This is a genomic window from Microbacterium sp. LS_15, assembly GCF_041954735.1.
Classification (GTDB): domain Bacteria; phylum Actinomycetota; class Actinomycetes; order Actinomycetales; family Microbacteriaceae; genus Microbacterium.
Map to the genome: position 1 here is coordinate 22,211 of NZ_JAVAYD010000016.1, position 12,104 is coordinate 34,314.

General features: G+C 69.8%; 12 protein-coding genes. 5 read left to right on the forward strand and 7 right to left on the reverse strand.

Annotated features, from left to right (window positions below; genetic code table 11):
* Positions 1 to 41 precede the first annotated feature (41 nt).
* Positions 42 to 1,568: an FAD-dependent oxidoreductase gene (locus tag RAC69_RS15245; RefSeq protein ID WP_375087569.1), complete on the forward strand. Its 1,527-nt coding sequence runs from the start codon at positions 42 to 44 to the stop codon at positions 1,566 to 1,568.
* Positions 1,569 to 1,573: 5 nt separating this feature from the next.
* Here RAC69_RS15245 and RAC69_RS15250 read toward each other — a convergent pair whose 3' ends face one another.
* The 3 genes from RAC69_RS15250 to RAC69_RS15260 form a co-directional block, all read right to left on the reverse strand.
* On the reverse strand, positions 1,574 to 2,389 hold the full coding sequence (locus RAC69_RS15250) for a nitroreductase family protein (protein WP_341935712.1): 816 nt from the start codon (positions 2,387 to 2,389) through the stop codon (positions 1,574 to 1,576).
* Between the two features lie 4 nt (positions 2,390 to 2,393).
* Positions 2,394 to 2,768, reverse strand: coding sequence for a hypothetical protein (locus tag RAC69_RS15255; RefSeq protein WP_375087570.1), 375 nt, complete (start codon positions 2,766 to 2,768; stop codon positions 2,394 to 2,396).
* A 118-nt stretch (positions 2,769 to 2,886) separates the two neighbouring features.
* Complete coding sequence (locus RAC69_RS15260) at positions 2,887 to 3,675, reverse strand: MerR family transcriptional regulator (protein ID WP_375087571.1); 789 nt, start codon at positions 3,673 to 3,675, stop codon at positions 2,887 to 2,889.
* Positions 3,676 to 3,835: 160 nt separating this feature from the next.
* Between RAC69_RS15260 and RAC69_RS15265 the strand changes: the two genes are divergently transcribed.
* Positions 3,836 to 4,681, forward strand: a complete 846-nt coding sequence (locus RAC69_RS15265) for a DUF4097 family beta strand repeat-containing protein (RefSeq protein ID WP_375087572.1) — start codon at positions 3,836 to 3,838, stop codon at positions 4,679 to 4,681.
* A complete protein-coding gene (locus RAC69_RS15270) occupies positions 4,678 to 5,304 on the forward strand; it encodes a PadR family transcriptional regulator (protein WP_375087573.1) in 627 nt (208 codons plus the stop codon). Before RAC69_RS15265 ends, RAC69_RS15270 begins: the two co-directional genes overlap by 4 nt.
* Before the next feature lie 49 nt (positions 5,305 to 5,353).
* Here RAC69_RS15270 and RAC69_RS15275 read toward each other — a convergent pair whose 3' ends face one another.
* Positions 5,354 to 5,896 (reverse strand): universal stress protein, encoded by a 543-nt coding sequence (locus tag RAC69_RS15275; RefSeq protein ID WP_375087574.1) that lies wholly within the window; start codon positions 5,894 to 5,896, stop codon positions 5,354 to 5,356.
* Positions 5,897 to 6,046: 150 nt separating this feature from the next.
* On the opposite strand from RAC69_RS15275, the gene RAC69_RS15280 reads away from it, so the two are divergent.
* Positions 6,047 to 6,235 carry a DUF3073 domain-containing protein gene (locus RAC69_RS15280; RefSeq protein WP_096716204.1) on the forward strand — a complete coding sequence of 63 codons (189 nt, stop codon included), beginning with the start codon at positions 6,047 to 6,049 and terminating at the stop codon, positions 6,233 to 6,235.
* 112 nt (positions 6,236 to 6,347) lie between these two features.
* Here RAC69_RS15280 and RAC69_RS15285 read toward each other — a convergent pair whose 3' ends face one another.
* From RAC69_RS15285 to purM, 3 genes are read right to left on the reverse strand one after another with little or no spacing between them, the layout of a single operon-like run.
* Positions 6,348 to 7,649: an MFS transporter gene (locus RAC69_RS15285; RefSeq protein ID WP_375087575.1), complete on the reverse strand. Its 1,302-nt coding sequence runs from the start codon at positions 7,647 to 7,649 to the stop codon at positions 6,348 to 6,350.
* 40 nt (positions 7,650 to 7,689) lie between these two features.
* Positions 7,690 to 9,162 (reverse strand): amidophosphoribosyltransferase, encoded by a 1,473-nt coding sequence (purF, locus tag RAC69_RS15290; RefSeq protein ID WP_375087576.1) that lies wholly within the window; start codon positions 9,160 to 9,162, stop codon positions 7,690 to 7,692.
* Between the two features lie 6 nt (positions 9,163 to 9,168).
* The gene (purM, locus tag RAC69_RS15295; RefSeq protein ID WP_341935725.1) at positions 9,169 to 10,296 is read right to left on the reverse strand and encodes a phosphoribosylformylglycinamidine cyclo-ligase; all 1,128 of its coding nucleotides are present in this window, start codon (positions 10,294 to 10,296) and stop codon (positions 9,169 to 9,171) included.
* A gap of 144 nt (positions 10,297 to 10,440) precedes the next feature.
* Between purM and RAC69_RS15300 the strand changes: the two genes are divergently transcribed.
* On the forward strand, positions 10,441 to 12,096 hold the full coding sequence (locus RAC69_RS15300; protein ID WP_375087577.1) for an FAD-dependent oxidoreductase: 1,656 nt from the start codon (positions 10,441 to 10,443) through the stop codon (positions 12,094 to 12,096).
* The last annotated feature ends 8 nt before the right edge of the window (positions 12,097 to 12,104 follow it).

Consider the following 12,104-nt stretch of genomic DNA (forward strand, 5'->3'; position numbering starts at 1 on the left):
CCCGCTGTGCAGCCGGACGATGCGAGGCGAACACTGGTGCCATGAAGCCGCTGTGGAAGCTCGACCGCACCCCGCCCACAGGCACCCCCTTCGACCCCGGAGCACGACACGACGTCATCGTCGTCGGCGCCGGTCTCACCGGCCTCTCGACCGCCGTGATGCTGACCAGAGCGGGACTCGACGTCGCGGTGCTGGAGTCGGGATCGGTCGGCGAGCTCGCGTCCGGCGGCAACACCGGCAAGCTGTCGTTGCTGCAGGCGCAGCGGCTCGCCGAGATCAGCCGCCACCACTCGGCGACGCTGCTGCAGGCCTACGTCGACGGCAACCGCGCGGGCATGGACTGGCTCACCGCGTTCGCCGACCACGCCGGAGTGCCGTACGAACGACGCATCGATCACACCTACGCGCAATCGGCAGACGGACTCGAATCGGTGCGCGCGCAGCATGCCGCCGCCCAGGAGGCGGGACTCCCGACACGCATGCTCACACGAGGCGAGCTGAACGTCGACTTCCCGGCGGCGGGAGCCGTCGCCCTCGACGACCAGGTCACGATCGACCCCATGCGGGTGACCGAGGCGCTGGCGTCGGAGCTCCTCTCCGCCGGCGGCACGCTGCACACCGGCGTGCGGGTGACGGCGACGCACGCGCTTCCCGACCCGCGGGTCGAGACGACCGCCGGTCCCCTGTTCGCCCCGCACATCGTCATCGCGACCGGGTATCCGATCCTCGACCGCGGTCTGTACTTCTCGAAGATGCGGGCGTTCCGGTCGTACTGCGTGTCGTTCCGGGTACCCGGCGGCATCCCCGACTCCACGTTCATCTCGACCGACCAGCCGACGCGGTCCATCCGCCCCGTGTCCGCGTCCGACGGCCCCGCCTCCGCGGCGCAGCTGGTCGTCGGCGGCAACGGGCACCCGGTCGGGCGGTCCGACGGCGAGCGCGCCGCGGTCGACGAGCTCGTCGAGTGGACGCAGAAGTACTTCCCCGGCGCGGAGGAGACGCATCGCTGGTCGGCGCAGGACTACGAGTCACACAACCAGATCCCGTTCGTCGGCGCGATGCCGCGGGGTCTCGGCCGCATCCGTTTCGCGACCGGCTACGCCAAGTGGGGACTGTCGAACGCGCCAGCCGCGGCGCTGCGACTCACCACGGAGATCCTCGGCGCGAGCTGGCACGATCGTCCGGGGTGGATGGTGAAGATCGGCACCCGTCTGACCGTGCCCGCCGACCTCGCCCGCGGCGCCGTCGAGGGCGTGAAGGTCGCGGCCGCCGCCACCAAGGGGTGGGTGGATGCCGAGAAGACCCCCGTGCCCGTGCCTCAGCCCGCCGAGGGCGAGGGCGTCGTGGCGAACCGCGGAGGGCTCCCGGTCGGCATCTCGACCGTCGACGGCGTCACCAGAGCCGTCGACGCCGTGTGCCCGCACCTCGGCGGCGTCCTCGACTGGAACGACGCGGAGTGCAGCTGGGACTGCCCGCTGCACGCCTCCCGCTTCACCGCCGACGGGACGCGCATCGAGGGACCGGCGCTCAGCGATCTGAAGAAGCTGCCCCGCACCCCGAAGGACTGAGCCCGTCAGTCGCGGGCGGCGTCGGCCGGCGGCGCATCCCACCCCTGCTGGGGCTGCTCGCAGGTCTCGCGGAACACGTACTGCGACACGAGCTTGCGCTGATGGCTCGACCAGTCGATCGCGGGACGACGCTGGTCAGGGGGCAGATACCCGAGCCGGTACACGGCCATGAGCTCGAGGTCGTCGGGTACGTGCAGGAGGTCGATGATCTCCTCCCACTTGCCCGGCACCTCCATGGGGAACGAGATGAACTGGATCCCCATGCCGAGCTCCACCGTCGTGAGCCACACGTTCTCCATCGCGGCGCCCATGCTGAAGACCGAGTAGAACGACGACAGCTGTCCGGGCCGGTACTCGCTGCGGTCGAGCATGACCCCGAGGAGCAGCGGCGACCCGGCGACGAGCTTGTGATTCTCCTCCCCGAGCGTCTTCGGCACGCCGAACGTGTTCATGAGCTTCTGCCCGCGCTTCGTGAACACCTGACTCGTGAACGGCCGCAGGGCCGCGGGCAGCTTGTCGAACAGCATCCCGCTGCGCTTCTCCTCCATCTCCGCCTGGCTGAAGCGGAAGTACGGCTTGTAGCGCTCGAAGAACGTGCCGTTCGACATCGCCTCCGTCATGCTCTCGCCCGAGATCTGCGCGATCCTGTCGATCGTCTCGCGGTTCTCGATCACCACGAACCGCCAGGGCTGGCTGTTCAGCTGCGAGGGCGCACGGCCCGCCGCCTCCAACAGGATGCGCTGATGCTCCTCCGACACGGGGTCGGGCAGGAACGGCCCGTTCGTGGTCTTGCGGCGGCGGATGACATCGAGCAGTTCCATGCGTTCACTTCCGGTCGGAGGGGATGCGCGAGCACACCAGGCCCGCGACGAGGAAGGGGGCCGCGGCGAGCGCGACCAGCGGATGCCGACGCGTGTGCGTGCCGAGATACGGGATCGCCGCGAGGGGCACGACGGCGGGGACGAGGGATGCCGCGGCCCGGCGACTCGCCATCCTCGGCCGCGCCCAGAACGCGGCGCTGACCGCGGCTCCGGTCGCGGCGAACGTGGCGATGTAGAGCGCGTGGTGGAGCCAGCGGTACCCGCTCGTGTCGATCGTCTTCGTCGCGACGGCGGTGCCCAGCGCGGCGTTCGCGGCATATGCGACGGCGGCCGCGACGAACAGCGGAGCCGCGTTCGTGCGCTTCCGACGGGGGGCCATGGCACGACACTACGCCCGGACCCCCTCTGCCGAGCCACCCCCTTGCGCGCGAAACACCCCTTTGGATAGGAGCCGCAAGGGGGTGGCTCGCACCCAAGGGGGTGTGTCGGCGGGGTCGTTAGAGGTTCGCCTCCGCATACACGCGAAGCGCGTCGCGGACGAACTCCGCCCCGTGGGTCCCGCCCGACGATGTCGCGTAGTTCGCACCGAAGCGCGGGTCGGCCACGTACATCTCGCCGAGACCGATCACGTACGCCTTGACGTCTCCGCCCGGCGCCGACGCCGGGGTGCCTGGCACACCGGTGAGCCAGTCGACGTGACGGCGGGCGAGCTGCTGCGCTTCTGCGGATGCCGGGTCGCTGCCGCTCTCGGCGGCGGCGACCCAGTCGCGCCCGAGGTCGGACACGCGCTGCTGCCAGTCGGCGCGCTCGGCCTCGGTCATCCCGCGCCACCAGCGGTCGCCGTCGGCGTAGGCCCGACTGCCCCAGCGCTTCTCGACCTCGTCCTTATACCGGGTGTGGTCGAAGCCGTCGAACATGTCCTCTGCCATGAGTTGTTCACCTCCTCTCAGTGCGGTGATGGTCTTCTCGACCGACGCGATCTGCCGCCCCAGCCTGTCCTGCTCCTCGCGCAGCACCGCGAGGTGGGTCTCCAGGGCGGAGGCCTCCGTCGTCCTGCATGAACCGGCGTCGAGCACGTCGGCGATCTGCGGCAGCCCCAGCCCCAGCTCCCGCAGCAGCAGGACCCGCTGCAGGCGCACGAGTGCTGACTCGTCGTAGTGGCGGTATCCGTTGGGCGCGATGCGGGTCGGCGCCAGCAGCCCGATGTCGTCGTAGTGACGCAGCGTCCTGCTGGTCGTACCGGCGAGGCGTGCGATCTCCTGGATGGACCACTCCCGTCCGCTCATGTCTCCTCCTCGGGTCTTTCGATGTCTCCACCGTAGAAGTTGACGTCGCGTCAAGGTCAAGGGAGCGATCAGAGGAGGACCTTGACATGATCGAGATATATCGTGTTACGCTGTCACAACACGATATATCGTGATCCGTCTCAACACAGGAGAAGCAGACATGACCGAGAAGTGGCTCATCGCCCCGGGCGAGGAACGCGTCATCGACATCGAGAACGTCAGCCGGCTGAAGGTCGGTCTGGTCGGCGGGCAGGTCGACGTGATCGCCCACGACGAACCCGGCATCCGGATCGAGGTGCACGGCGTCACCACCAAGGATCTCCGCATCGAATCCCACGACGGCGAGGTCGAGATCGACCACCCGCAGCTGGGATGGGACAACTTCCTCGAGGTGTTCCGGAACTTCGGCTCCGGCGGTCCCAAGGCCGAGGTCAGCATCGCCGTCCCCCGCGCGATCGCCCTCACCCTGGGCGTCGTGAGCGCCGGCGCCCTCGTCTCCGGCATCCGCAACGACGCCCGGCTGAACACCGTGTCAGGAGACATCATCGTCGACACGCTCATCGGCGACCTCACCGTGAACTCGGTGTCGGGCGACGTGCAGGTGCGAGGACTGACCGGCTCCATCACCGCGAACAGCGTCTCGGGCGACGTCGCCGTCACCGGCACCGTGCGCAAGGCGACCGTCGACATCGTCTCGGGATCGACCCTCGTCGATGCCGCCGGCGACGTCAACACCATCACCATCAATTCGGTCTCGGGCGGCACCACCGTGCGGCTCGACGAGTCGCTGGCCGCGAACTACGTGATCCGCTCTCTGAGCGGGCGGCTCCTCATCGACGGCGTCGAGCGCGGGTCCTCCGGCATCAACAACTACACCGGCTCCACGGGCGAGCTCGCCGGACGATTCGTCGACCTGCGCGCCAACTCCGTCTCGGGCGGCGTGACGGTGCTGCGCCGCACGCCCGCATCGATCGAGAACGACGCCGAATGGGAGGAAGAGGCATGAGTCCCGCCGTCTTCTCCCACGGGGACCTGCGCCTGTACCTGCTGTCGCTGCTCGCGGAATCCCCGCAGCACGGGTACGGCATCATCCAGGCGCTCACCGACCGCACCGGCGGCACGTACACGCCGAGCGCCGGCACCATCTACCCGCGACTCGCGAAGCTCGAGGAGGAGGGCCTCGTCTCGAAGACCGTCGACGGCCGCACAACGATCTACGCGATCACCGATGCCGGACGCGCCGAGCTGTCCTCCCGTGAGGGCGACCTCGCGGGCATCGAGGCCGGGCTCACCGATTCGGTGCGCCTGATCGCGAACGAGGTGCGCCAGAGCGTCAAGGAGGCGATGAAGAGCCTGAGGGCCGACTTCGCCACCGCCGAGAAGGACGACCGCGCAGCATCCAAGTCCCGCCCGCGCACGCCGGGTGATGACGAGCGCATCGTCAGCCGCGAGGAGCTCCACCGGGCGGATGCCGTGATCAACGCGTTCCGCGCCCGCATCCGCACCGACCTCCGCACGCACGTCGCGAGGGGCGGCATGCTCCCGGCCTCCGTCGTCTCGGACCTGGAGGACGGACTGGATGCCGCGGCCCGCGGCATCACGACGGCCCTCGCCGCGCTGTCGCGCTGATTCGCCCGACGCGTCGACCCCCACGGAATCCTCCGCGGGGGTCGACGCGCTACTCCGTCCAGATCTCGGGCTGCGAGTCGGGTACCGGCTCCTCCAGCGGCACGACGAGCACAGGCCGGTGCTGCCGGTGCGCGAGACGCGCGGCCACCGATCCGGTGAAGAACTCCCGGATCGACTCTCCGATGCCGCGCTTGCGCGTGCCCACCACGATCAGCTGGGCGTCGAGCCTGTTCGCGAGAGCTTTGATCGCGAGTGCCGGGTCGCCGACCAGCTGGCGTGCGGTCCAGGTCAGGCCCGTTCCTTCGAGGGCCTGCGCGGCCTCGGCCTGCACGGCCTCGAACTCCGCGGTGCCCGCGTCGAAGTTGATGTCGATCGGCGCCGAGTGCACGTAGCCGTCCGGATCCTCGTAGGTCACGAAGCGCGTGACGTCGACGTGCACGACGACGAGCGGCACCCGCAGGAGGCGCGCGAAACGCGATGCCTCCTGAATCACACGAGGGCTCTGCCCCGGCTGGATGCCGACGATCACCGCCTTCTGCAGCGTCGCGTTCTGAACGGCCTCGTCCGAGGGAGAAGAGGTGTTGTCGGTCATCGAGATCGCTCCCTTCGCCAGCCCTGCTATCAGGCAGTGCGGTCTACCCGCGTGCTATTCTGAATGCTACTCTTACCGGCCTCGAGCCGGTGTCGTGAATGCATCGGGCCCCAGCTAGCCCGCAGCTCAACTCGTGAGGGGGTCTCTGGCATGGGCCGTGGCCGTCAGAAGGCGAAGCACACCAAAATCGCCCGCGAACTGAAGTCATTCAGTCCGTCCGTCAACTACTCGGCGCTCGAACGAGAGCTCGGTCACCCGAGCGACTCGGAAGACGAGTACGTCGACAAGTGGGCTGACGAGTACGCCGACGAAGACGAGGACGAACTAGAGAAGGCCTGACCGCCCTCTTTTCTCGTCGTCTCCCCCGTGCACCGCACGGGGGTTTCGTCGTGTCCGGGCGCGCTGCAGTGTCCGCGCGCGGTCAGCGCGCACCTGCACGGCCGGCGATCACTCACCACCGGCCGTAGCGGCGTTCCCAGTCCTCTTCGATCGTGCGGCGCCGTCCGGCGACGAGACCGGCCGGTATCGACAGCACGAGCACGGCGATCACGACGAGGATCGGCACCGTCCAGCCGCCGGTGGTCTCATGCAGCAGGCCGATGAGCAGCGGGAACACCGCCGCGATGGCGTAGCCGATGCTCTGCACGAACCCGCTGAGTGCGACGGCGCTCTCGGGAGTGCGTGCGCGGATGCTGAGCAGCACGAGGCTGAGCGGGAACAGGATGGCCGTGAGACCGTAGATCAGCACCCAGAGCGCGGGGGCGGCGGTCGGCGCGAACAGCAGTCCGAGAAGGCCCGCGATGCCCGCCGCCACTGCGAACAGGTACAGCGGCCGCGTCGCCTGGAACCGCACGACGAGCACGGGCACGAGCAGTCCGCACGGCAGACCGGCGAGCGCGAACAGCGACAGCAGGAAGCCGCCCGATGCGGGGGTGACCCCGGCGATGTCGACGAGCAGGGTCGGCAGCCAGGCGAACGCGACGTACGCCACGGTCGACGACGTGCCGAACACGAGGGCGAGTGCCCACGCGAGGGGAAGACGCCACAGCCGCCCGAACACCCGGGGGTTCGCGGGCACCGTCGTGATCGGGCCGGTGCCGACGACGGCCGCGTCGAGGCGCTCGTCGACGGGCTCGTGGTCGGGCAGCGGAGGCGCGGGGACGGCCGGAGCGGCAGGGCGTCGTCGATCGCCGATCAGCACGGCGATCCAGGGCAGCAGTGCGAGCACCGAGAACAGGCCCCACAGACCCAGCGAGACCCGCCAGCCCAGGGAGTCCGCGAGCGGGACGGCCACGAGCGGCGGCACGAACGTCGAGATCGACAGCGTCGTCGAATAGAGGGTCATCATCACGCCGAGTCGGTCGGCGAAGTACTTCTTGACCAGCGGCGGCAGCAGCACGTTGCCCGCACCGACCCCCGCGAACACGACGACGGTGGCGGCGAGCAGGCTCGTCGAGTCCGCGGCGAAACCGCGCAGCAGCAGACCGAGCGACATGAGCGCCAGCGCAGCGACCGCGACGCGCTCGAGCCCGAACCGCCGCTCGACGAGCGGGGTCACGAGCCCGAAGACGGCGAAGCACACCGGAGGCGCGGCGCCGATGAGTCCGACCACGACGGGCGAGACAGGGAAGTCCTCAGCGATGTGATCGATGACCGGCGAGAGGGATGCCACGGCGGAGCGCAGCGAGAATGCGACCAGCACGATGCCGATCAGCGCGAGGGCCCGCCCCCGCCACAGCGGCTGACTGCTCATGAGCGGTTCCTGTGCCCGTCGACGGGCAGGGACCCCGCCGTCACGAGGTCTGCGACCCCTCCACCCACGCGAGGTACTCGTCGGAGACCGTGCCGGTCACGTAGCGGCCGTCGAAGCAGCTCATGTCGAGGTCGGTCAGCACCGATCCCTCGGTGATCGCGGCCTTGAGGTCGACGACCTCCTGGTACACGAGGTGGTCGCAGCCCAGCTCCTCCGCGATCTCGGGGATCGTGCGGCCGTGCGCGATGAGCTCGTGCCGCGAGGGCATGTTGATGCCGTACACGTGCGGGTGCCGCACGGGCGGCGCCGCGGAGGCGAACGTGACCGAGGTGGCGCCGGCATCCCGAGCCATCTGGATGATCTGCTTCGAGGTCGTGCCGCGCACGATCGAGTCGTCGATCAGCAGCACGTTCTTGCCCTGGAACTCCGTCGACATGGCGTTGAGCTTCTGCCGCACGCTCTTCTTGCGCACCGCCTGACCGGGCATGATGAACGTCCGGCCGACGTAGCGGTTCTTGTAGAACCCCTCGCGGTACTCGATCCCGAGCTTGCGGGCGACCTCCATGGCCGCAGGCCGCGCGGAGTCGGGGATCGGCATGACGACGTCGATCTTGTCCATCGGCACGTGCTTGGCGATCGTGTCAGCGAGACGGTCGCCCATGCGCAGGCGGGACTCGTACACCGAGATGCCGTTCATGACGGAGTCGGGGCGAGCGAGGTAGACGTACTCGAACGCGCACGGCGCGAGCGTCGCGTCGGTCGCGCACTGCTTGGTGTGCAGCTCGCCGTCGTTCGTGATGAACACGGCCTCGCCGGGCTCGACCTCGCGCACGATGTCGTAGTCGCCGTTCTCGAGCACGAGCGACTCGCTCGCGACGACCCACTCGTCCTTGCCCTCTGCGCCGGCGACGGTCGACGGGCGACGCCCGAGGATGAGGGGCCGGATGCCGAACGGGTCGCGGAACGCGAGCAGACCGTATCCGGCGATCACCGCGATGACCGCGTACGCGCCCTCGATGCGCTCGTGCGTGCGGGCGACGGCCTCGAACACGCGCTCCGGGTCGAGGTCGACGGTCGAGGTGGTGTTCTGCAGCTCGCCCGCCAGCACGTTGAGCAGCAGCTCGGTGTCGCTCGACGAGTTCAGGTGGCGGCGGTCGCGCTTCGCCATGTCGGCGGTGAGCTCACGCGTGTTGGTGAGGTTGCCGTTGTGGATGAGGATGATGCCGTAGGGCGCGTTCACGTAGAACGGCTGCATCTCCTCCTCGCTCGAGGCCGTGCCCTTGGTGGCGTAGCGCACGTGCCCGAGGCCGACGTTGCCGAGCAGTCCGCGCATGTCGCGGGTGCGGAACGCCTCGCGCACCATGCCCTGCGCCTTCGCGTTGTGCATGACGCCGTTCGCCTCGGCGGTGGCGATGCCCGTCGCATCCTGGCCGCGGTGCTGCAGCAGGAGGAGAGCGTCGTAGATGTCCTGATTGACCGGGGCCGTCCCGACCATTCCGACGATGCCGCACATGGGTGGTTACTTCGCTCCGTCCGCGTAGGCGCCGACCAGGCGCACCGCTCCGCCGTCGACGCCCTTGGCGCCCTGTTCGAATTCGCCGCTCGGGCGCTGCCCGAAGCCGACCGTGCCGACCTGCCACGCGGGGAGGCCCTCTGCGTCGAGCGCCGCGATCGCGGCATCCTTCTCGTCCGCCGCGACGACCGCGAGGAATCCGATCCCGAGATTCCAGGTGCCCTCCGCCGACTCCAGCGTCGATCCGGCGATGTCGCTCAGCACGCGAAAGACGGGGCTCGGCGACCACGTGCTGCGGTCGACCTCCGCCCAGCTGCCCTGCGGAAGGACACGTGCGAGGTTCGCCGCGATGCCGCCGCCGGTCACGTGGCTGAGAGCGTGCACGCCCGAGCTCGTCGAGGAACCGAGCCGGTCGATGAGACGCAGCAGCGGAGACGTGTACAGGCGGGTGGGCTCGAGCAGGGCCTCGCCCCATGTCGTGCCGAAGTCGGCGGCGTTGTCGCCGTAGCCGATGCCGGCGTTCGTGACGATGTGGCGCACCAGCGAGTAGCCGTTGGAGTGCAGACCGCTCGAGGCGATCGCGAGCACGACGTCACCGTCCTGCACGCGCTCGGCGCCGAGGATGCGGTCGGCCTCGACGACACCCGTCGCGGCCCCCGCCACGTCATAGTCGCGCGGACCGAGGAGGCCGGGATGCTCGGCGGTCTCGCCGCCGACGAGAGCGGTGCCGGTCGCGGCGCAGGCCTCGGCGATGCCGCGGACGATGTCGGCGATGCGCTCGGGAAAGACCTTGCCGCAGGCGATGTAGTCGGTCATGAAGAGCGGCTTCGCTCCCATGACGACGATGTCGTCGACGACCATGCCGACCAGGTCCTGGCCGATCGTGTCGTGCTTGTCGATCGCCTGCGCGATCGCGACCTTCGTGCCGACGCCGTCGGTGCTGGTCGCGAGCAGCGGACGACGGAAGTCGCGCAGGGCGCTCGCGTCGAACAGGCCGGCGAATCCGCCGACGCCGCCGAGCACTTCCGGCCCGTGCGTCGCACGGACCGACGACTTCATGAGTTCGACCGCGAGATCACCGGCAGCGGTGTCGACGCCGGCTTCGGAATAGGGGTTGGTGGGGGAGGCAGCCACCCGTCAAGACTACCGCCCGTCGAGGCCCTGGATCGCCGGGGCGGAAGCTCGCTCGGGCGCTGCCGGCGCGACCCACGGATCATCCATGGACAGAACCGCCGCCACGGGCGAGACTGGCATCCGATACGCCCGGAGGGAGACCAGGTGGGAGCAGCGGAGGAGCAGGTCGACGCCGTGGAGATGGATGCTGTGATGTCGCCGACGCTGAGCGACGAGCAGTGGGACCGCCTGGTGGCCGCCGGCACCCCGGAGGACGTCGCGGTCGGCGATTACGTGTTCCGCACCGGGGAGTCGGGGTACGACCTGATCGTCATCGAGTCGGGGGAGGTCGAGGTCGTCCGCGACGCGCTGCGCTGGGTCGGCGAGGTCGTCATCACGACGATGGGTCCGCGCACCTTCGCCGGGGAGCTCGGTCTGCTCAACGGTCAGGGCGCGTTCCTGTCCGCTCGGGTGACGAAGCCGGGCCGCGTCCACCGTGTGACGCGAGCGCAGCTGCGCGCCCTCATGAACGAGGACGACGAGCTGTGCGACCTGATCCTGCACGCGCTGTGGGCGAGGCGCGAGTCGCTGCGCACGGGCCCCGCGGCCATGACACTGAAGTTCGTCGGCACGGGCTCCTCGAACGACTTCCTGGCGCTGCGCCGTTTCGCCGAGCGCCTCGATCTCGTGCACAAGGCCGTGGCGCTGCCTCCCGGGGATCTCGGGACCCTCGACACCCACGAGATCACGGTCGACGATCTGCCGGTCGCGTTCATCCAGGGCGAGCCGCTGCTGCGCGCCACCCCCGGTCTCGTGGCCGAGCAGCTCGGGCTGAGCTATCAGGCGCAGGCCGACGAGATCGTCGACCTCGTCGTCGTCGGCGGAGGCCCGGCCGGTCTCGCGGCCGCCATCTACGGTGCCTCGGAGGGGCTCAGCACCGTGCTGCTCGACGCCGTCGCGCCGGGCGGTCAGGCCGCCGCGACCTCGCGGATCGAGAACTTCCTGGGCTTCCCGTTCGGCGTGAGCGGCGGCGATCTGATCGGGCAGGCGATCCTGCAGGCGCTGAAGTTCGGCGTGCGCGTGTACGCGCCGTGCGAGGCGACGGGCTTGACGCGGATCGCCCCCGACCTGCTCGACGTCGCCCTCTCGGACGGTCGCCTCATCCGCGCGCGCAGTGTGATCGTCACGTCGGGTGCCGCGTACCGCCGCCTCGACCTCGACCGCTGGCAGGACTTCGAGCGCTCCGGCGTCTATTACGCCGCGACGCCGCTCGAGCTGCGTCAGGTGCAGGGCAAGCCCGTCGTGGTCGTCGGCGGCGCGAACTCCGCCGGCCAGGCGGCGCTCTACCTGTCGGCCCACGGATCCCCCGTGCACCTCGTCGTCCGCGGGGAGCAGCTGGGCACCCGGATGTCGAGCTACCTCGCCGACCGGCTCGCCGACGAGCCGCGGGTGCGCGTGCACACCTCGTCGAACGTCGTCGGACTCGACGGCGACGACACGCTCGAATCGGTGAGGATCGACACCGTGGGCGACGTCGACGCCCGCGGCCTGTTCTGCTTCATCGGCGCGACGCCGGCCACCTCCTGGCTGCCGGCGCTCGACCGTGACCCCGAGGGCTTCATCCGCACCGGCACCGACGTCGCCGTGCAGACCCTCGCGCAGTGGCAGGGCCTGGGTCGCGAACCGCTCCCCTTCGAGACGTCGGCGCCGCGCGTGTTCGCGGCCGGCGATGTGCGCAGGGGATCGATGAAGCGCGTCGCCGCGGCGGTCGGCGAGGGATCGAGCGCGGTGGCGTCCGTCCACCGCGCGCTGGCCTACTGAGGATCGGT

Excerpts from the sequence above, each read along its gene's own strand:
- RAC69_RS15245 (WP_375087569.1), top strand. The coding sequence starts at position 42 with ATGAAGCCGCTGTGGAAGCTCGACCGCACCCCGCCCACAGGCACCCCC.
- RAC69_RS15250 (WP_341935712.1), bottom strand. The coding sequence starts at position 2,389 with ATGGAACTGCTCGATGTCATCCGCCGCCGCAAGACCACGAACGGGCCG.
- RAC69_RS15255 (WP_375087570.1), bottom strand. The coding sequence starts at position 2,768 with ATGGCCCCCCGTCGGAAGCGCACGAACGCGGCTCCGCTGTTCGTCGCG.
- RAC69_RS15260 (WP_375087571.1), bottom strand. The coding sequence starts at position 3,675 with ATGAGCGGACGGGAGTGGTCCATCCAGGAGATCGCACGCCTCGCCGGT.
- RAC69_RS15265 (WP_375087572.1), top strand. The coding sequence starts at position 3,836 with ATGACCGAGAAGTGGCTCATCGCCCCGGGCGAGGAACGCGTCATCGAC.
- RAC69_RS15270 (WP_375087573.1), top strand. The coding sequence starts at position 4,678 with ATGAGTCCCGCCGTCTTCTCCCACGGGGACCTGCGCCTGTACCTGCTG.
- RAC69_RS15275 (WP_375087574.1), bottom strand. The coding sequence starts at position 5,896 with ATGACCGACAACACCTCTTCTCCCTCGGACGAGGCCGTTCAGAACGCG.
- RAC69_RS15280 (WP_096716204.1), top strand. The coding sequence starts at position 6,047 with ATGGGCCGTGGCCGTCAGAAGGCGAAGCACACCAAAATCGCCCGCGAA.
- RAC69_RS15285 (WP_375087575.1), bottom strand. The coding sequence starts at position 7,649 with ATGAGCAGTCAGCCGCTGTGGCGGGGGCGGGCCCTCGCGCTGATCGGC.
- purF (WP_375087576.1), bottom strand. The coding sequence starts at position 9,162 with ATGTGCGGCATCGTCGGAATGGTCGGGACGGCCCCGGTCAATCAGGAC.